The organism is Virgibacillus sediminis (genome assembly GCF_042643265.1).
Taxonomy (GTDB): domain Bacteria; phylum Bacillota; class Bacilli; order Bacillales; family Amphibacillaceae; genus Virgibacillus_O; species Virgibacillus_O sediminis.
The window spans coordinates 166,541-181,960 of record NZ_JBHRRZ010000015.1; the positions used below are offsets into that span (position 1 = coordinate 166,541).

Consider the following 15,420-nt stretch of genomic DNA (forward strand, 5'->3'; position numbering starts at 1 on the left):
AGAAATCACCTTGGCAACAATCGGGCGCCAAAACCACCAGTCTTTCTTTACTTTGTTCTTGTAATAAACGTCGTCTCGGCCATCACTTTCCAGACCTAAGAAAGGTCATGGCCTCTTCGACCACCTCTTCATACCCGTCATGCTCATCGAAATACTCAAAACTTACTTTCGGTTCTACAACGACATGCTTAAAAAGTTCTTCTGACATTTTCTCAGATGAAACCTTTCCGCCTCCAAGCTGAATTCGGTCTTGAATTTGCGCATAGGCTCGTGTGCCAGGGTGTTGCAATGTATATTCGATTCCTTCGATTTCAACTGTTTTCTTGGTTCCTAGTTTTGGCATTTTGTCTACCTCCGATTTTTGTTTTAAATACAAAGAAGCAGCCCTGTTGGACTGCCTCGTTGATCTGCTTTGCTTTTTCGCTTTTTTACTCATCTAGATCACTCTTCGGTGTAATCAAATACGACAATCGTATATTCCCTGTTCTCCGCTTCTTTCCCATATGATCTTGAGGCTGGACGTTGAATCCGTGCCATTGTTCCGCCTGCTTTTTCTTTCGGTTCATTGTTGTTCATGCAGTAAACCGGCACCATCCGCTTTGACTTGGCAATATCGTCCAGAAACTTTACATATGGGCTTGTTGCCTGCAATACGACTGTAGCTGTACGTGTCTCGTCGTTTGTTTCTGAAACAACTACATCTCCGGGGTTTGCCCCTACTACATAAGAAAATCCATCTGCGGCTGATTCAAACGAGATAAAAGTCCCGTCTGCAAGGCCGGTGATGTGTGTATTATCCACTGTTAAAATAACCTTACTGGAATCATAAGTTCCTACTGGCATTGTCTACCCCTCCTTATTAATAGCTGAGAGAGCCGCTGATTTCCGCATCGTGGATGGCCCCCGCTAGTTCGAAACCGAAGTTTCCGCCTGTGTATCGACGTAACGCACGATCTTCTTCTGATGTTTCTGCACGGCTCAAGAAATTTGTGTTATAGAGTGGAGTCCCGCCCTCATCATCAGCAATAATTCCTTGATTATATCCTGTTTTCAGCACAGAGAGGACTCCTGCCTCCAATGTGGAAATGCCGCCGTCTGTATAAGGAATTTTCCCTGCTCGGTTCTTTATTTTTTGAACGGTATGCTCGATATTGGCTTTCACCCAGTCCTTGCCATGCATGACGTCGATATACTCTCCAGACAATACCTTGCCTTCAGACGTGACATCGTCTCCTGCCTTCGTCACATAAGCGTAACCATTGGCGTCCTCAATGTCTGTAAGCTCTCCTGGAGAAAGGTCCTGTGGTGTGATTCCTTTGAGCGTGTGTCCCTGCCAAGTGACAGAACCGACTTCCTGTGATCCGATTTCTCCGACAATGGCCGCGTCAATGTGTTCGTCCGCCGGATGAACCGCCACAAAAGTACGATCATTAGTGGTCCCGAGTGTTGTTAGATCAGTTACAGATGCGACTCGAGCGGTATATAGTTTCGGAAATTTAGTTGACCCCTCAATCACATCCGAAACATCCCCGATATCCACCACATCTGTATTAGTGGCAATTAAGAAATACCAGTCTCTGGATAGCAAACTGTCAACCAGATCAGCGGCAGTTGTTGCTGCTCCTGCATCTGTTGAGGCTGGATCGTAGGCGGCCACTGCAAACCGGGCTGGTCTGTTTGTTTGCTCCAGAAGAGCGCTCGCTTTTGCGTAAACTTCCGTGGTATCATCAAAGTCTTCTGCCAGCCCTTCCAAGCCTACATATTCGGTATAAGGATGGCCCCCTGTTGCTTCACCCACAATCAACGGCTTACCAAAACCGACAGTGCCCGTTGGGTTATTGGTATTAATTCGTACTGTTACATCACTTAAAGGCATTTATCTAACCTCCTGTTTTATAAGTTAAGTTCTTCTATCGGTTCTTCTTCGTACTCTGAGCGGTCTACATAACGGATCCGCACATCAAATCCATGCCGGCGCTCGTAATGTTCTCCAAGTAATACACTTCTGTTTTGCGTGGTCGATACCTCGGCAACAGCAATCCCCTTGTCGTTTAAAATATCCCGACCAATACGCTCGAAATATTCGATAAGGTTGTAGCAAATTTCCAACGCTTCATCTCGGCTGTCTGAGTGTGCATTAAACGAATAAGATGCCTCTTTTTGATTAGCATAGGTTTTGGTAAAGCCCGTGTCTGTTTCGGTATAGGTAATGCTGTCACTTCCGTTTTTTTGGTTGTCTGAGGTGACGGAATAGACTACATAAGGTCTCGGTGGGATGGACCCGTCATCATCATCTGGAATAATCGGGATATTCAAATGGTTATACAACGCTTGTATCAAGTTGTTTCGGACTTCTAAGGTCATCAAGAGGTTTCACCTCCTATGTCTGTCCGCTTGAGGAAATAGACATTGAATCCTGCATAATGGCCATATGGCTTATCGCCAGTCACCCGGTATCTTAAGCCGTCCACCTCCACAACGGCTTCTTCCTCCAATGTTTCCGGCTCCTGGAGGAAGAGTTTTCGGTCTTGAATGGTATAAGTGCCAGCTGTGTCAAATTGCAAGTCATCATTGCCAAGGGGGAGGATGACTCCCTCCATATTTACTGGCGGGAGTTCTGCTCCTTTGACCCACTGGCCACCGTTTGTGTAGTCTCGGTAACTCTCAGAGTAAGGGATGTGTTGAAAAGGACGGCTGAATTCGCCAAACACCGTACTGAAATCGAATATCGTCATTCTCTGATCACTTTCCAGGTTACACGAGTTATCAGGCCACCGGCGCCACCCTTGTCGATCAATGGATTGGATGAACGTTTTTTCTTGATTGTACTTTCAGCATTTTCCGGGGTGTCGAGCGTTCTAATTTTATTTTGGATATCCGAAACCACTTTAGCTCCCATCTGTTCATACATCTGCTCGACACTCATCTGGAAAGCTAAGACACGATCCAGTCGTTCTTCTATGAATGCCGTCCATTCCCGTTCTTTTTCTTCGAAGGTGGACCTCATAAATGAACGTTCTGGAACACGAATTTCACCATTTGGCAAAGCAATGGTGATACCAAACTCATGGACATTGGCAATCATGACATAAGACTCGTCGCCCGTATCATCCTCACCGAAGATTCCAATACTCAATGCATAGCGCCCCAGATCGTCGATGACTTTCTGCAGTTTCGGAAAATTATCTTCTTTTATGGTGATATTCATTTGAGAATTCTTCATTATATCACCGTCAAATTAAGAAGAGGCTTGGATTTTTTAAGAATGCGATCGTATTCTTGGCCGTATGGTGTGGAGTCAATTCCTGCACCACCTGTTGTGGTAAATGTCTGCGATATTTCTCCGACTTTTTGATTCTGTGCTTGTCGGACATTCAGAGAAGCCATATGCGCCGCCAGATAACGTGTTGCTCGTTCCCGATACTCTTCCTTGATTGGAGAAGAGGACACTTCCTGAGAGGCGTCCTCAATATATACATCCATATCCTCATTGCTTACTGCTTTTAAATGGGAGGCAATTGACTTGACTCTTGCAGCTGTTGTGAGAGATTCCATAAGACCACTCCTTATTCCTCTTCGTCGTTACCCTGGAGCTCAGAAAGCTTAACTTCAATAGCCTCTTGCACCGTTTTGCGGTCGTCCGTCTCCTGCCACTCCTCCAGTAGTGAGATGGAAGTGGTGTCTTCTACCAGCTCCACCGCTTCATCTACATTGAAATCCTTCGTGCTTTTCGCTTTCTCATGGGAAACGATTTCCCCTTTTTTGATTAGCGACTTGATGATTGGATGGGAACTGAATTTTTTCCAGTTCTTTTCTGTGACCTCATTAGTACCTGGCACTAGCATTACACCAGCTGCATGCCTTACGTAATTTCCTTTATTATGAATAATCATGATTAAATGCCATCTCCTCTCACAATTGCCATAGGATAGCGGATAATTGGACCGCCTGTGCGTTCTTCCAATGGGATTTTGTAGTTAGGGAACTTGTATTCCTGCTGATGACGAGTAATGTCCATCGGTATCAGTACCTCGATTACCGCAGGGGAACTATCAAATACCAGGAAGCTGTTTGTGTCGCTGTCGCCCATCCCTTCAAGGTCAGAAGTGGATTCAATGCGAGAGAACCAGTTCTGGCTTCTCAGGTATTCCAAGACCGTTTTATCCGTATTTTCGTTGTACTCTTTTTCCAACTCTTCCATGGCATCAGGTGTCACAATGAGTGTGTCCGCCTGATGGCCAGGAAGACGATTGATGGCAGAACGCGCTTGACGTAGGTCGGCAACAATCTCTTTGCCTGTCTTGTCCGTCCACCTTGCAGAACCATCAGCACCATTATCAAGTGCTTTGATCTGAATTCCTTCTGCGTTTGCCACGCCCAGAATGTTGTGTTTAGCATCGCCTTTCCACACGATTTTGTTTTCTTTTTCAGCAATGGCCCGACGAGCAGTGGCTGCCTTCGTTGTTTCAATAGGCGTACCTGACATTTGCCCTTGGCGCAATTCCTGAATAGAGTAACGGAAAGCTGCAGCAATAGAGTAAATTTGTTCTGTGTGGCGCTCCATATCTGCATCAACCAACGGGATATCCTCTGCTCCAGGGGCCAATATCTTGGCGGCGCCAGAACGCTTGATTACATCATAGGAATAAGTTTCTGCACCGGCTGGCACGTTTGTTTTCACATTAAAAATACCGCGAGCTTTTAGTTCCTCGCGGTTTGTCTCATAAATCGTATTGTCAATGGCATTGAGGTCCTGTGGGCGGATCAATGCGTCTTCTCTAAATGTCGTCATAGTTATTCACTCCTCATTGTAAGTTATGGTAGGTTAATTTCTAGTTGAGCAAGATCACCAGCTGCAGCCGCTGAACGAAACTTAGCGGAAGGCATTTCCGTTACCTCGGTGGTGGCTGTAGAGCTTGGACGGAAGTTTCCAGTGGCATTGTCAACTACCGGTGTATCTCCAGAAAGGACGTCTTCCTCGACTTCCACCCAGATAACGCCTTTCGTAACAACAGCAACCGGCTTATTGACCGGATAGAATTGGTCATCTGCGTTAGTGATCCAGTCATGCTGTTCCCTGGCAAGTGCAATTCCCTCTGGTGTACTGCCTGCAAATGGTACGACGGTTTCTGGGTCGGTCCCCAGCTGTACAGCGATACCATAAGCAACATCAGCTGCAGCACCTTTAGTAATTGCGCTGTAATCCTGATAGTTTGCTAGTTTACCTTTCGACTTTGCTTCAGACATGTACTTTTCATAGCTTGTAATTGGCATCGTTTATCCTCCTTTTATTTAGAATCACGTAGATTTAAACGTTTCTTCCGCTTCTCTTCCAGATCGCTATCTCCTGTATAAGAACCGCCAGTATGCAAATGATTTTCACCAGTAGAGGAGAATCCGTCCTGCTTCGAACGTTCCACTGTAGCGTCATAGAAAGCGTTGATATATTCATCTGACTTGCCGTCTCCTTTGAAATCCGGCTTTACCTTCTGGATGACCGCTTCTTTGATCTCACGCTCTTTTTTGCCTGTGAAATCATACTCATCACCTAAGAAGGATTTTGCCCCAGAGACAAGCTCCACACGCTCCTGTACCTTCTTATCCAGTTCATCCTCAGAGAGATTCTGTTTCTTGGCATCCTCTAATTCTGTTTTTGCATTTTTGTAATCCGCTTCAAGTGCATCATATCTACCCTGCAGTGCATCATAATCTTTCGCCTTATTTTCCGCTGAGTCCTTCTGAGCTTCTAGTGCGTCCAATCGAGATTTTACGACCGGATCCACCTCGTATTCTTTACCGTCAATTTTATATTTAGGCATTTCACTGCCACCTCCATCATTTTTTAATTGCCATGCGGCGCTATCATTACGGATACTTACTTCAGGGCCAGCGCGTCCCTGCTCGACAATTGCAATATGGTTGATATCGATATTGCGCTGGGCGTATTCATAACTATCACCGTTATAGGTGCCCGGTTCCGACACCACATCAGAAAGGAAGCCGATACTGATCTCTCGCTGATCCCCATTCTTTATCTTGTCGATTAGGCCAGCGTCCGTAACCGTCAACGACACTTTAAGCATGCTGTTTTCCACTCGGCTGTCTGTATGGCTCAACCCTTTGGCGTATTGGCTATGATTGGACAGCGTAACCGGTTCACTGGGATGTCCATCTGTAACCGCCTTGGAACGCGCAGACTGGATGGTTAAATCGCTGAACACATCATCCGGAAGCTTTGCCTCCATCTGAATGGTTCCATCTTGCCGTTGATATGGGAACACTCCGGGCCTAGTAATTGGTGCGTCCACGGTAAGATAGCCTTCCGCTGTCTCCTGGTAATCCATAATCATTACCTTGTCGAACCTCTGTACCTTCAAGCTTTATCACCTCCTTTAAAGCATAAAATATCCCTTATCCCTCTTTCATACCGCTTTTGAGGGAAGGGATATTTATAGTTGGACTGTTTACTTTCATGTTCTGCATCTTCATCAATCGATCAATCTCTTCCGGTGTTCCTTCGTATTCTTTTGTGGTATACACATTGCCTACATGCTTAGTTTCCTCATATCGCATTTTCAGCGACCTCCTTTATTCAAATACAGGCTCTGCTACACAGCGGCAGCGGAAATCTTCTCCAGGCATTCCAACATCTGGGGGGTTCTTGTAGGAAAATTTCTTCCCGTCCAGTTCCTCATGGCTTTCACGAACACGTTCATCCCCTGAAGTACGCCAGATAAATTCTTTTACACCCATATTCTGATGACGTTCTGCTGTCATTTGACCGAAAATGGTTCCTGCTTGATCTGTAGCAATAAATTCCGCCCGTCGTCTAGTCATTCCGGTTTGTTCCATAAGCTGCTGACGGATATCCTTGATGGTTGAGCTCTTCTTGGCCCCTTGGAGAATAATCCGCTCCACATTCGTCATGTAGGTATCTTTAATGTTTGTAATGTAGCTGACATTCTCTTGAATGGCTGCTTCCATGAAGTCTGATAGCTTATCGCTGTTATCGGTGGGATCTACACCCTTTATTTTCCCTTGGGATGCCATGTTTTTAAAATTTGCCTTATCCAACAGCTTTACAAAGTTGGTCGCAATCTGAGTAGAAACATGAACATCATAAATTCGGTTTGCTTCATTCGTTATGACGGTGATTGCTGACTGAATAAGACTGAGTGGCCCGTCCATTCTTATCTCGATAGAGTCGGACCTTTTCAATGCTTTTATTTCTTCTTTGATTTGATTATCAAATACATCGAGTGAGACCTTCCCCATTTCTCTTACCTGGCGTTTTAAATCTCTGGAATAGGTGACAGCCACCGAATTAGGAAAACGAGTAGGCCTGACCTTTCTAGCCATCCTGCTCACGGCTTTCTTTCTGTTTTCTGTATACTTCCTCGGCCATTCTATTTAATTCTGCCTCGTCTCCCGTAAAGGCAAGAGTTGGTTCCAGTCCATATCGTCCAAAGCGAGTATCTCTCACTTCATCAGACGTTAATACACCATTCATGATGTAAATATCATCCGTTTCAGCCACCATTTTGCGTATCTCGGCATCTGTTTTGGCGTCAACGTCCCAGAGAGGGTTGAACTGAATTTCCCAGTCAATGGACTCCGGGTCAATGCGGCCGCCTAACTCATCCTCACACCAAAGTAATACACGGATTAGCTTCTCCAGCTGCGGCTTCATTTCATTTTCCTGCATGGCAGCTATTCGGGAGTAATAATTCATTACATCATACTGGGCGCCGGTTATCGTTCCAGCTTCCTGCCCCTTGATCACTGTTTTTGGCATTCGAGTAGCGCCGGAAAGCATATCCCATACATAATCCAGCAGGTCTTTAATGCCACCTACATTGGTAGACTTTTTTTCAAGTTTTTCATCTTTGCCAATGATTGCTAGGGCTTCCGTCCGAAACATATAATCCATCAGCATACCCAATTCCCTACGTTCCTCTCGAGACATTTCTTCAATATCCTCACTACTGTATGTCTTAAAGGTGAAGTCATAAAGAATCTGTCCGACACTCCATAGGGAAGTATCCATCACCGTCAATATGTCATATAACGGCTCGAGTAATGGCTGCCCTTTTGTTTCGTCCTCCAAGCGCCTGGTCTGATCGTGGAGAATCCGGCTGGCATGCACAAGATTCCTTTTGGCACTGTCTACCTTCTTTGGCAGCTCATACTGCTCCACACTGCCATATTCCGGAGAAAACACATCGCTATTGGAAATCATGCTCTCGACTTTAAAGCCGCTAAATGCATGAATGTATTCCAAACTTTTTAATTTGTCTGTATCAATCGGGTCTTCCAGGCTGAAGAGTGAACTTTGCTTTACACCTAAGCTAATCAATCCATCACCGGACAGTCGCTCAAATCGCCGCATATCCTTAAATGCTTCTTTAGCTTTAAGATCTCTCAGCTTCTGCATGATGGCATTTTTTAAATCCTCATCTTCCATCTTGAGAGTGATCCAATTCCGCGTAATATCTTCAGCAGGAATATTGATGATGTTTTGGATAATCATATTCGTGGCATATAAGGATTTTAATTCTTCTTTGCTCAACAGCCGCCTGTGTCCAGGAGTCTGCCGCACAAGAGCATCCCGTTCGTTTGCCTTTCCATTCCCTTGCATGAAGTCATTACGAAATTCCTTCGCCCGTTCTATCGTTGAATTCATCAGGAATCACCTCCTATCTTCTGCCTAACATCTTTTTGTATCGATCTAGAGGGTTGCTTTTCTTGCCTTGAATTTTGATAAGAGCCTGAGTACCACTATCCACCTGGTCATCGTTCTTCCCATTCGGAAAAGAAGTGAATTCCTCTATAAGATCATTCACCCAAGGCGCTATCGATGGATGAGGCAGATACACATTACCGGATTCAACCAGAGGTGCAACTGCGTTGGCTCTAGCTTCTTTCCCACCTTCTGGATTAACGGGTATCAGCCCTGCTATTTCATCCTGTAGCATTTGAATAACTGCAGGACCGTTTGCTTTATCCTCAATGTATTTTGCTTTTGCATCAGGGAACTTACTTGTCATGTTCCTTATGGCCTTCATGGTTTCCGGGAGGTTCATGCGATCCCTGAACTGATCGAGAAGAAAAAAGTTAGCGTCCCGTTTCCCCCATGCCTGTCCGACAACATAGTCGGAAGTCTTACTGTCTTTAAAAGTACAGTCCCACGATTGTACTTGCTTGTCCCAAATACGAGGGAGCACAACCACATCATCTGAGGATTTTAGTCGAGATTTCGTTTCATTATCAGGTACATAGAACTTCCACCAACGACGATTAAAAATAGCCCCGCCTGCTGGCGAAGGCCTTTGTTGGTATAGGGCGTTCCATGTACGGGTACCCACTTCAATCTTCTTATTTTCTGCCCACTCTTCATCAAATCCTAATTCCGGGCATAGTGGCTCTCCTTCTTCCCGGTTCAGCAAGTCGTCATCATCTTCAGCGATTGCCGGCATGCGTATTCTCTCCCAGTCATAAGGACTGTTTTCCAGCAATCTGCCAACAAGATCATCCTCATGCCACCGGGTCATAATCACCACTACGGATCCACCCTTATGTAAACGAGTGGACAGTGTCGCTTCCCATTCACCCCATACTTTATCCCGGATGGTCGGGGAGTCGGCTTCTTCTTTGTTCTTAAAGGGGTCATCGATTAAAAGTAAGTCAGCACCTTCACCAGTAATGGAACCGCCAATACCGGTAGCAATCATTCCGCCACGTTTTCCTTCAAGCCCCCAGTTATTTTGGGCAGCATTCACACTTGAGAGCTTTACGTCAAAAAGGGGCCCTCCGTATTCATTAACCTTCTCCCGGTTCAATCGTCCGAATTTACGTGCCAGGCTGTCCGAGTATGATGCAGCAATCACACGCTTATCAGGATTCTTGGAGAGAAAATAAGAGGGAAAAGACTCGGTAACGGTCATGCTTTTCCCATGGCGTGGTGGCATTTCGATAATGATGTGTTTCTGCTGGCCGTTTGCTATCGGTTCTAAACGCTCTGCAATATATTGCGTGTGCCGGAAATGCTTATAATTCCCTCTATGAACACGAACAACAAAGTCTCTAAACGACCGCCGCGCCAATTCATCTCGAGCTGCCGCTGCCAATGCTTCTTTTTGTTCACTTGTCAGAGTTGGCAATCTTTCTCAACTCCTCCACAGATAAGCCGGATAGATCGACGTTGCTTTTTACCTCGCCGGAGTGTTCCACTTTATCGACGAAAGCGCCGTTAGTCTTAGCTATAAACTCAGAGGCTTTTAACCGATCTTTAGTCTCCTCAATGTTGTTTCTCATGACTGCCGTCCAATATTCCCGTACTTCTTTCATATCAGCTGTACGTTCGCTTTCCAACTCCCTGTTACGTTTTTTGATGTAATCTTGAATGACAGGTTTTGACAAGTTTTCAGTAGCGATGCGGTTAGCTGTTTTTGTACTGTATCCCGCGCGTCTAGCAGCTTCTGCGGCATTTCCTGTTTCGATATAGTAGTCACAAAATCTCTTCTGCTTTTCTGTTAAACCAGCCATATTACATCACCTATCCCTCCTAGTATCGTTTTAAGCATAAAAAAAGCACCCCTTGATAGGATGCTAATGTTCTTTATATTTACTGTAGAGATGCTCATAAATTCCATCTATACTTTCCAAAAAAACTCTCTTATGATATTGAGCAGAATCTTTATCTGGGTCAAAAACTAATTCTGTATCATCTATCTTGATTGATATAGCTTTATAAAATTGGTCGCCACCTTTCTTTAGTAATTCCAGGCTTTTTATCGAAGAATATTTAATTAGTGTTTTTCGAAATAATTCATCGCTTTTTAAATCAACTTTGTATAAAAAATCCTCACAAAAGAAGTAAATTTCATTCGGTTCATCTAGAAGGATTTTTTTAGGGTAAAAAAGTTCATAATCGGGAATTTCAAAATTATTAGCCGCTTCAAAAACTTCTATAGTTCTTTTTATTTCTGGATCAAATGAATGTCTGTTTCTACGCAAAGAACCGGATAGTTCCTCATAGTACTGTTTGTTTAAAATGTTCATTCACCTCCCTCTCTCTTACATATTCTCCAGAGAAAGGAAGTTTCCTGCACAAAATATATCTACAGCGCCAATGGCGTTTGAGCCCAAAAATAAATACCTGCTATAATTCCAAGACAAATAACACCGCTTATAAATTGGTTAGGCAAGCGCAATGCTTTTGCAATAAATCCTGCTAAAAATCCACCAGTTAGCATGATTAATAAAAGGATTCCTAAATTTAATGCAAGGTCATTCATTGGCCCTCTAGCTTCCATCAAAGCTTTCCTTATCTCTTCTCCCATAGTTCCACCCCCGACTTCTTTATCGGAGAGGGAGCATAGAAATTTACAATATCTCGATAATCTTATGATACAATACTGCAAAAAAGGAGGAAATATCTTGAAAAGATTTTTAGCTTCCATAATTGCCTTTATCGTTCTTTTAATAATTTTAGGAGCAATGGGCATGGATTTATGGCCTTTTTAAACTAAAAGACTCCCGAAAGGGAGTCTAAATTATTCCGTTCTAGCTGGCGAGTATCAACCTCGCCTGTCCTGCCTTCCATTCTATCATGCGGAATTTTTATCCAACAAATCCGTCAAGAAATGGCATTTTTGGCATAATTGGCCTAACATATCCTCTTTCATCTCGCGAATCTTATTCCTATTCACTCCCAGATGATCCGCAATAGACCGATAGCTCATCCCCTCCATCATGCAGTCCAGAATGATTTTATGCTGCTCCTCCTTCAGGTAATCAATCAACCTCTCAATGGCATCTACTTTCTCGGAGTATTGGATCCATCTTTGATACTGTCTTTTTTCTCGTGCATCCATGGCATCCATTTCGGCAGCACTCTTAATATTCGTATTCGGTTTCGGGAGGGTAGCTTCTACCCCGTATTGGGCTACCATGCCAGCTGAAGGGACTTGACTGAATCCTCCCCAGATAATGCTACTAATCCGGTCGAGCTCCCTCTTCCTCCAATGATACTGGTAGATCAGATTCTCCAACTGCTTTTTGTTCATTCCATTCCGCCCCCTTGAATAGTTGTTGAACATAATCACTGCGCTTAATCGGGTTTCCCACTCCCGTCCGTCTATCCCGCCTGTAGTCGCTGACTTTCCACTGATATTGATAATTCATTTTCCGCTCCACTTTTTTCACCTCATAACCAGACTACGGTCGCCACAAAAGCGGCCATCCCTGAAATGCAAATCAGTGTCATATCTAACGCCAAACTCTTATCATGCTTTTCTCCTATCACACCTATAAAACTCACGAAGATAACAATGAATAAGATCACTTGAAAGGCTATAACCATCAAATCCTCCTTTTAGAAACAAAAAAGAAGACACCAAACGAGACGCCGGTTAAGCGTTCATTCAGTGTCCTCCAGTTGACTGGTAGAACTTATTTTGTTTTACTTCTAAACTTTTTAGTCAATACATGCTTTGAGTTTAATATCAACTCAAAGTACTTACCTTTATATCCGAACTCTATGTTCTTTCTATCATCCCAATACAATTCGTAAACTGTTAACCAGTTCCTTTGATCTGTGTCTTTACAATGAACATACAATTCCAAAACTGGATAAGGAATATCGAAACTGTTAAAGACACTTTCACTAGTAATTAAATAGTTTGTCAATATAATAAAGTAGCTTGGAAGTATTAACGTAATTTCTTCCTGCGGGGTCAATGGGTCTGCATGTAATAGTGGCCTGGTTATTGAGTAATCAAATTCTGTGTTCCCGTCGTCGCCTTTTAATGATGCTTGAGTTAAAATAGTTTCTTTTTTTCCTTCAAAAAATTCAGGGTTACGTAACTCCATGGAAGGTGGGGATTCAGATTTAAAAGATACTAGTAAGTCTTCCATTTCTTTATAATTTTTAAATGCATAACTATAGTTCATATCAATTATAGATTCTTTACCGTAGTTTTTAACGACTATTTTTACTTCAGACCATTTCCTACCAATCTTAGCTTTTGATTCCCAATCAGTTAAAAGGCTTATGTCTGAAAGACTAAATTTTGTAACTAATGGTGATACAATCGGGGTTCTTTCTTTATCATATTTGTACTTCTGGAACCATACAGTAATTACTGCAACTACTGATGCAAGTACTGAAGCAATTGATCCGGCTATTGCCCACCAATTGATACTGTTGGATTGCTCTATTATGATCAATAATCTTCCTCATTTCACCCCACTAGTGGATAATGGAGCTTTGCTCTCATTCGATATCTACTGAGTCTCTTGTTATGTCTCCATTATTTTCTGCTGACTGTTCCTTTAAGGTCTTTACTGCAAACTCTAACGAATCTATGAAAGTTTCCAGTTCGGTATCTCCTCCCAATATTATTTCCAGGCTATCCACCTCTTCATAATATTGCCCATTTACAGAGACTCTCAAATCACTGCTTGCCTCATCCTTCAGTTTGAAGTAGGTGCGACCCCTATGACCTGAATCTCCACCTCGTGGCCCGTTTGTACCCACAGTCGCTTTAAGAATATTAGCACTAACAAATTCTTTAGATCTTGTTTCAACTCTTGGCATATAGCTTCCTCCTTTTAAAAATCTTCGCCTTCATCAAACTTAACTCGCTTCACCTTTCCCTGGTGTGTAATTATTTTTGTTTCTCCGTGAGGTGGTAATTCCGCTAATTTCGCTTTACCTTCACAGACAACAATGGCAAAGTTTTCCTCTTGCTCCATTATATCAATTTCTAGTGTCATTGTCTTTGGGTCGACTTCTATTTCTATTAATCTCAATAGGGCCCCCTCCTGTGCTATAATATAATTGTCAATGTGTTAGCTGGGAGCCACTACTCCTGGCTTCTATTCTTTCTCCAACTTATTCAGGCATCAGCTGCACACCTTTCCAGAAGAATCATCAGAGGGGATCCAGGGTCTGCTTATGCTATTCTCCATCACAACTTCCTTTGTGGAAAAGCGTGTGTCGCATGACTTACACTCCCGGCGCCTTCTCCCTCTACGGTTGTCAATGACTCTTGTTTTACCTCCACATTCCGGGCAATTCATCCGTCTGTCTCCTTTCCATAAGCTATCCCCATCTATACTTCGATTAACTTTTCCTGGAAACATTTATCACAGATATTTTCATGGCGGCTTACTTCTTCACCGCATTCTACACAATTCATTCTGGCACCCCTTTCTAAATTCCGTATCATCTACGCTGTCTATTTCCTTGATGGTGACCTCTACCCGTGGATGGTCCGAGTAATATTTGCTGCTATATAGATCCACTACCTGAGAATCGTCCTTGTAAAGAATCCCATTTAGAGCATCGAGTACACTCTTCGAATAATTATCAATGTCAGCTTTCACTATCGGACGCTTTTCACCTGTAATATAAAGCGCTCTGTCCTTTTTGGTGGTACTCTTAGGTATTTCCCTATAGACCTTCATTCGGACGCTCAGTGGTGCCTCTGTTGGATATTTCGGCGCATGTTGTTTTGCAATAAGAGATACATAGTTTTTGTACTCTTTGGATTCCTTGGGATCATAGAGAATTGTGCAGCCCCTCTTATTTCCTCTCTTAATTTTCCCTGCCCGTGGTCTGCCCTGAGGTACTGGATTTCCGGGTATAACTAACTCAATCATGACTTTTCACCGAATGCATTAGCCGACTTCTGCTTTTCCTCGATGTGCATCCATTCCAGTGAGTAGAGGGATAAATCTTGTAATCTCCTACCATCCCTCGACTGGGATTTACCTAAAATACCCAGTTGCTGTATCAAGAGCCTCTTCCTTGCATTGATTTCTCTATCTCGGAGCTTCCGGTTGATACTTTCAAGTGTGTGGGTCATTCTGCCACATCCCTTCTCTGCATGCTATCTTTAGTGGTAAAACCATTAGGGTAGCGCTTCTTGAGCTTGTTTATGTTAGTTTGAGCTACTTCCTCGAGCGTTAGTCCGAGCGCATCAGCAGCTCTTGCCAAGTAATAGAGAATATCCCCCAATTCTTCCTCCGCATCTGAATAACTTAACGGGTGCCCTTGAAACACCACTTTCTTGATATGATCAGTGAATTCACCGCTTTCTCCGCTCAATCCCATAGAGAAGTTAATCAAGCAGCCTTCTTGATCATCTATTGAAGGTGCAGTTCTTTCTGTTTCTTTTTGATAATCATTAAGTTTCATTTCATTTCCTCCTTTATTCATCCGTTTCCTGCTGTATCGATACTTCCAAATCAAGGCCCGGGTTCTCTACTTCCAGCTCGTCCGCAATACGTTCCGAAGCTTCGCTCGTCGGCATTTCCTCGCCCTTATATACAATGGCCGGGTTGGAGCAACCTGTTAATACAACTCCCGCCATAGCTGATACGATAATTTTCTTTTTCACTCGGTTTCCTCCT

At 43.6% G+C, this 15,420-nt stretch carries 28 protein-coding genes; all 28 read right to left on the reverse strand.

Going from position 1 to position 15,420, the window contains the following annotated elements; all coding sequences use genetic code 11:
• Positions 1 to 82: 82 nt before the first annotated feature.
• The 28 genes from ACFODW_RS09290 to ACFODW_RS09420 all read right to left on the reverse strand — a co-directional run bounded on the left by ACFODW_RS09290 (position 83) and on the right by ACFODW_RS09420 (position 15,407).
• The gene (locus ACFODW_RS09290; protein WP_390305623.1) at positions 83 to 436 is read right to left on the reverse strand and encodes a hypothetical protein; all 354 of its coding nucleotides are present in this window, start codon (positions 434 to 436) and stop codon (positions 83 to 85) included.
• A gap of 5 nt (positions 437 to 441) precedes the next feature.
• Positions 442 to 843 carry a phage structural protein gene (locus ACFODW_RS09295; protein WP_390305626.1) on the reverse strand — a complete coding sequence of 134 codons (402 nt, stop codon included), beginning with the start codon at positions 841 to 843 and terminating at the stop codon, positions 442 to 444.
• A gap of 16 nt (positions 844 to 859) precedes the next feature.
• The gene (locus ACFODW_RS09300; RefSeq protein ID WP_390305628.1) at positions 860 to 1,876 is read right to left on the reverse strand and encodes a DUF3383 family protein; all 1,017 of its coding nucleotides are present in this window, start codon (positions 1,874 to 1,876) and stop codon (positions 860 to 862) included.
• 17 nt (positions 1,877 to 1,893) lie between these two features.
• Entirely contained in the window at positions 1,894 to 2,364 is a 471-nt protein-coding gene (locus ACFODW_RS09305; RefSeq protein WP_390305990.1) for a phage neck terminator protein, read from the reverse strand.
• Complete coding sequence (locus ACFODW_RS09310) at positions 2,364 to 2,735, reverse strand: hypothetical protein (RefSeq protein ID WP_390305630.1); 372 nt, start codon at positions 2,733 to 2,735, stop codon at positions 2,364 to 2,366. The genes ACFODW_RS09305 and ACFODW_RS09310 overlap by 1 nt, the downstream gene beginning before the upstream one ends.
• Positions 2,732 to 3,223: a hypothetical protein gene (locus ACFODW_RS09315; RefSeq protein WP_390305632.1), complete on the reverse strand. Its 492-nt coding sequence runs from the start codon at positions 3,221 to 3,223 to the stop codon at positions 2,732 to 2,734. Before ACFODW_RS09315 ends, ACFODW_RS09310 begins: the two co-directional genes overlap by 4 nt.
• Positions 3,223 to 3,555, reverse strand: a complete 333-nt coding sequence (locus ACFODW_RS09320; protein ID WP_390305634.1) for a DUF4054 domain-containing protein — start codon at positions 3,553 to 3,555, stop codon at positions 3,223 to 3,225. Before ACFODW_RS09320 ends, ACFODW_RS09315 begins: the two co-directional genes overlap by 1 nt.
• 11 nt (positions 3,556 to 3,566) lie before the next feature.
• Positions 3,567 to 3,893: a hypothetical protein gene (locus tag ACFODW_RS09325; protein ID WP_390305636.1), complete on the reverse strand. Its 327-nt coding sequence runs from the start codon at positions 3,891 to 3,893 to the stop codon at positions 3,567 to 3,569.
• Positions 3,894 to 3,895: 2 nt separating this feature from the next.
• A complete protein-coding gene (locus ACFODW_RS09330; RefSeq protein ID WP_390305638.1) occupies positions 3,896 to 4,792 on the reverse strand; it encodes a DUF2184 domain-containing protein in 897 nt (298 codons plus the stop codon).
• 23 nt (positions 4,793 to 4,815) lie between these two features.
• Positions 4,816 to 5,274: a structural cement protein Gp24 gene (locus tag ACFODW_RS09335; RefSeq protein ID WP_390305640.1), complete on the reverse strand. Its 459-nt coding sequence runs from the start codon at positions 5,272 to 5,274 to the stop codon at positions 4,816 to 4,818.
• Between the two features lie 14 nt (positions 5,275 to 5,288).
• Positions 5,289 to 6,377, reverse strand: a complete 1,089-nt coding sequence (locus ACFODW_RS09340) for a DUF2213 domain-containing protein (RefSeq protein WP_390305642.1) — start codon at positions 6,375 to 6,377, stop codon at positions 5,289 to 5,291.
• A gap of 34 nt (positions 6,378 to 6,411) precedes the next feature.
• On the reverse strand, positions 6,412 to 6,573 hold the full coding sequence (locus ACFODW_RS09345) for a hypothetical protein (RefSeq protein ID WP_390305645.1): 162 nt from the start codon (positions 6,571 to 6,573) through the stop codon (positions 6,412 to 6,414).
• Between the two features lie 15 nt (positions 6,574 to 6,588).
• Positions 6,589 to 7,359, reverse strand: a complete 771-nt coding sequence (locus ACFODW_RS09350) for a phage head morphogenesis protein (protein WP_390305647.1) — start codon at positions 7,357 to 7,359, stop codon at positions 6,589 to 6,591.
• Positions 7,352 to 8,683, reverse strand: coding sequence for a DUF1073 domain-containing protein (locus tag ACFODW_RS09355; protein WP_390305651.1), 1,332 nt, complete (start codon positions 8,681 to 8,683; stop codon positions 7,352 to 7,354). Before ACFODW_RS09355 ends, ACFODW_RS09350 begins: the two co-directional genes overlap by 8 nt.
• 13 nt (positions 8,684 to 8,696) lie before the next feature.
• On the reverse strand, positions 8,697 to 10,160 hold the full coding sequence (gene terL / locus ACFODW_RS09360; protein ID WP_390305654.1) for a phage terminase large subunit: 1,464 nt from the start codon (positions 10,158 to 10,160) through the stop codon (positions 8,697 to 8,699).
• Positions 10,141 to 10,545 (reverse strand): terminase small subunit, encoded by a 405-nt coding sequence (locus tag ACFODW_RS09365; protein WP_390305657.1) that lies wholly within the window; start codon positions 10,543 to 10,545, stop codon positions 10,141 to 10,143. Before ACFODW_RS09365 ends, terL begins: the two co-directional genes overlap by 20 nt.
• A 63-nt stretch (positions 10,546 to 10,608) precedes the next feature.
• Complete coding sequence (locus ACFODW_RS09370; protein ID WP_390305659.1) at positions 10,609 to 11,061, reverse strand: hypothetical protein; 453 nt, start codon at positions 11,059 to 11,061, stop codon at positions 10,609 to 10,611.
• Positions 11,062 to 11,120: 59 nt separating this feature from the next.
• Positions 11,121 to 11,342: a hypothetical protein gene (locus ACFODW_RS09375; RefSeq protein ID WP_390305661.1), complete on the reverse strand. Its 222-nt coding sequence runs from the start codon at positions 11,340 to 11,342 to the stop codon at positions 11,121 to 11,123.
• A 267-nt stretch (positions 11,343 to 11,609) separates the two neighbouring features.
• Positions 11,610 to 12,068 carry a sigma factor-like helix-turn-helix DNA-binding protein gene (locus ACFODW_RS09380; protein ID WP_390305663.1) on the reverse strand — a complete coding sequence of 153 codons (459 nt, stop codon included), beginning with the start codon at positions 12,066 to 12,068 and terminating at the stop codon, positions 11,610 to 11,612.
• Positions 11,998 to 12,198: a hypothetical protein gene (locus ACFODW_RS09385; RefSeq protein WP_390305666.1), complete on the reverse strand. Its 201-nt coding sequence runs from the start codon at positions 12,196 to 12,198 to the stop codon at positions 11,998 to 12,000. The genes ACFODW_RS09380 and ACFODW_RS09385 overlap by 71 nt, the downstream gene beginning before the upstream one ends.
• Positions 12,199 to 12,453: 255 nt before the next feature.
• Positions 12,454 to 13,230, reverse strand: a complete 777-nt coding sequence (locus ACFODW_RS09390) for a hypothetical protein (RefSeq protein ID WP_390305668.1) — start codon at positions 13,228 to 13,230, stop codon at positions 12,454 to 12,456.
• A 46-nt stretch (positions 13,231 to 13,276) separates the two neighbouring features.
• Positions 13,277 to 13,600 (reverse strand): hypothetical protein, encoded by a 324-nt coding sequence (locus ACFODW_RS09395; RefSeq protein ID WP_390305670.1) that lies wholly within the window; start codon positions 13,598 to 13,600, stop codon positions 13,277 to 13,279.
• A gap of 14 nt (positions 13,601 to 13,614) precedes the next feature.
• Entirely contained in the window at positions 13,615 to 13,815 is a 201-nt protein-coding gene (locus ACFODW_RS09400) for an XtrA/YqaO family protein (RefSeq protein ID WP_390305672.1), read from the reverse strand.
• Positions 13,816 to 13,908: 93 nt separating this feature from the next.
• Positions 13,909 to 14,148 (reverse strand): NrdR family transcriptional regulator, encoded by a 240-nt coding sequence (locus ACFODW_RS18340; protein WP_449366123.1) that lies wholly within the window; start codon positions 14,146 to 14,148, stop codon positions 13,909 to 13,911.
• Positions 14,149 to 14,181: 33 nt separating this feature from the next.
• The gene (locus ACFODW_RS09405) at positions 14,182 to 14,667 is read right to left on the reverse strand and encodes a RusA family crossover junction endodeoxyribonuclease (protein WP_390305674.1); all 486 of its coding nucleotides are present in this window, start codon (positions 14,665 to 14,667) and stop codon (positions 14,182 to 14,184) included.
• Positions 14,664 to 14,873, reverse strand: coding sequence for a hypothetical protein (locus ACFODW_RS09410; RefSeq protein ID WP_390305676.1), 210 nt, complete (start codon positions 14,871 to 14,873; stop codon positions 14,664 to 14,666). The genes ACFODW_RS09405 and ACFODW_RS09410 overlap by 4 nt, the downstream gene beginning before the upstream one ends.
• Positions 14,870 to 15,205: a nucleoside triphosphate pyrophosphohydrolase family protein gene (locus ACFODW_RS09415; RefSeq protein ID WP_390305678.1), complete on the reverse strand. Its 336-nt coding sequence runs from the start codon at positions 15,203 to 15,205 to the stop codon at positions 14,870 to 14,872. The genes ACFODW_RS09410 and ACFODW_RS09415 overlap by 4 nt, the downstream gene beginning before the upstream one ends.
• Before the next feature lie 13 nt (positions 15,206 to 15,218).
• Positions 15,219 to 15,407, reverse strand: coding sequence for a hypothetical protein (locus ACFODW_RS09420; protein WP_390305680.1), 189 nt, complete (start codon positions 15,405 to 15,407; stop codon positions 15,219 to 15,221).
• Between the last annotated feature and the right edge of the window lie 13 nt (positions 15,408 to 15,420).

Bases quoted from the DNA above. Each gene is read 5' to 3' on its own strand.
- ACFODW_RS09290 (WP_390305623.1), bottom strand. From the start codon at position 436: ATGAGTAAAAAAGCGAAAAAGCAAAGCAGATCAACGAGGCAGTCCAAC.
- ACFODW_RS09295 (WP_390305626.1), bottom strand. From the start codon at position 843: ATGCCAGTAGGAACTTATGATTCCAGTAAGGTTATTTTAACAGTGGAT.
- ACFODW_RS09300 (WP_390305628.1), bottom strand. From the start codon at position 1,876: ATGCCTTTAAGTGATGTAACAGTACGAATTAATACCAATAACCCAACG.
- ACFODW_RS09305 (WP_390305990.1), bottom strand. From the start codon at position 2,364: ATGACCTTAGAAGTCCGAAACAACTTGATACAAGCGTTGTATAACCAT.
- ACFODW_RS09310 (WP_390305630.1), bottom strand. From the start codon at position 2,735: ATGACGATATTCGATTTCAGTACGGTGTTTGGCGAATTCAGCCGTCCT.
- ACFODW_RS09315 (WP_390305632.1), bottom strand. From the start codon at position 3,223: ATGAAGAATTCTCAAATGAATATCACCATAAAAGAAGATAATTTTCCG.
- ACFODW_RS09320 (WP_390305634.1), bottom strand. From the start codon at position 3,555: ATGGAATCTCTCACAACAGCTGCAAGAGTCAAGTCAATTGCCTCCCAT.
- ACFODW_RS09325 (WP_390305636.1), bottom strand. From the start codon at position 3,893: ATGATTATTCATAATAAAGGAAATTACGTAAGGCATGCAGCTGGTGTA.
- ACFODW_RS09330 (WP_390305638.1), bottom strand. From the start codon at position 4,792: ATGACGACATTTAGAGAAGACGCATTGATCCGCCCACAGGACCTCAAT.
- ACFODW_RS09335 (WP_390305640.1), bottom strand. From the start codon at position 5,274: ATGCCAATTACAAGCTATGAAAAGTACATGTCTGAAGCAAAGTCGAAA.
- ACFODW_RS09345 (WP_390305645.1), bottom strand. From the start codon at position 6,573: ATGCGATATGAGGAAACTAAGCATGTAGGCAATGTGTATACCACAAAA.
- ACFODW_RS09350 (WP_390305647.1), bottom strand. From the start codon at position 7,359: ATGGCTAGAAAGGTCAGGCCTACTCGTTTTCCTAATTCGGTGGCTGTC.
- ACFODW_RS09355 (WP_390305651.1), bottom strand. From the start codon at position 8,683: ATGAATTCAACGATAGAACGGGCGAAGGAATTTCGTAATGACTTCATG.
- ACFODW_RS09365 (WP_390305657.1), bottom strand. From the start codon at position 10,545: ATGGCTGGTTTAACAGAAAAGCAGAAGAGATTTTGTGACTACTATATC.
- ACFODW_RS09370 (WP_390305659.1), bottom strand. From the start codon at position 11,061: ATGAACATTTTAAACAAACAGTACTATGAGGAACTATCCGGTTCTTTG.
- ACFODW_RS09375 (WP_390305661.1), bottom strand. From the start codon at position 11,342: ATGGGAGAAGAGATAAGGAAAGCTTTGATGGAAGCTAGAGGGCCAATG.
- ACFODW_RS09380 (WP_390305663.1), bottom strand. From the start codon at position 12,068: ATGAACAAAAAGCAGTTGGAGAATCTGATCTACCAGTATCATTGGAGG.
- ACFODW_RS09395 (WP_390305670.1), bottom strand. From the start codon at position 13,600: ATGCCAAGAGTTGAAACAAGATCTAAAGAATTTGTTAGTGCTAATATT.
- ACFODW_RS18340 (WP_449366123.1), bottom strand. From the start codon at position 14,148: ATGTTTCCAGGAAAAGTTAATCGAAGTATAGATGGGGATAGCTTATGG.
- ACFODW_RS09405 (WP_390305674.1), bottom strand. From the start codon at position 14,667: ATGATTGAGTTAGTTATACCCGGAAATCCAGTACCTCAGGGCAGACCA.
- ACFODW_RS09410 (WP_390305676.1), bottom strand. From the start codon at position 14,873: ATGACCCACACACTTGAAAGTATCAACCGGAAGCTCCGAGATAGAGAA.
- ACFODW_RS09415 (WP_390305678.1), bottom strand. From the start codon at position 15,205: ATGAAACTTAATGATTATCAAAAAGAAACAGAAAGAACTGCACCTTCA.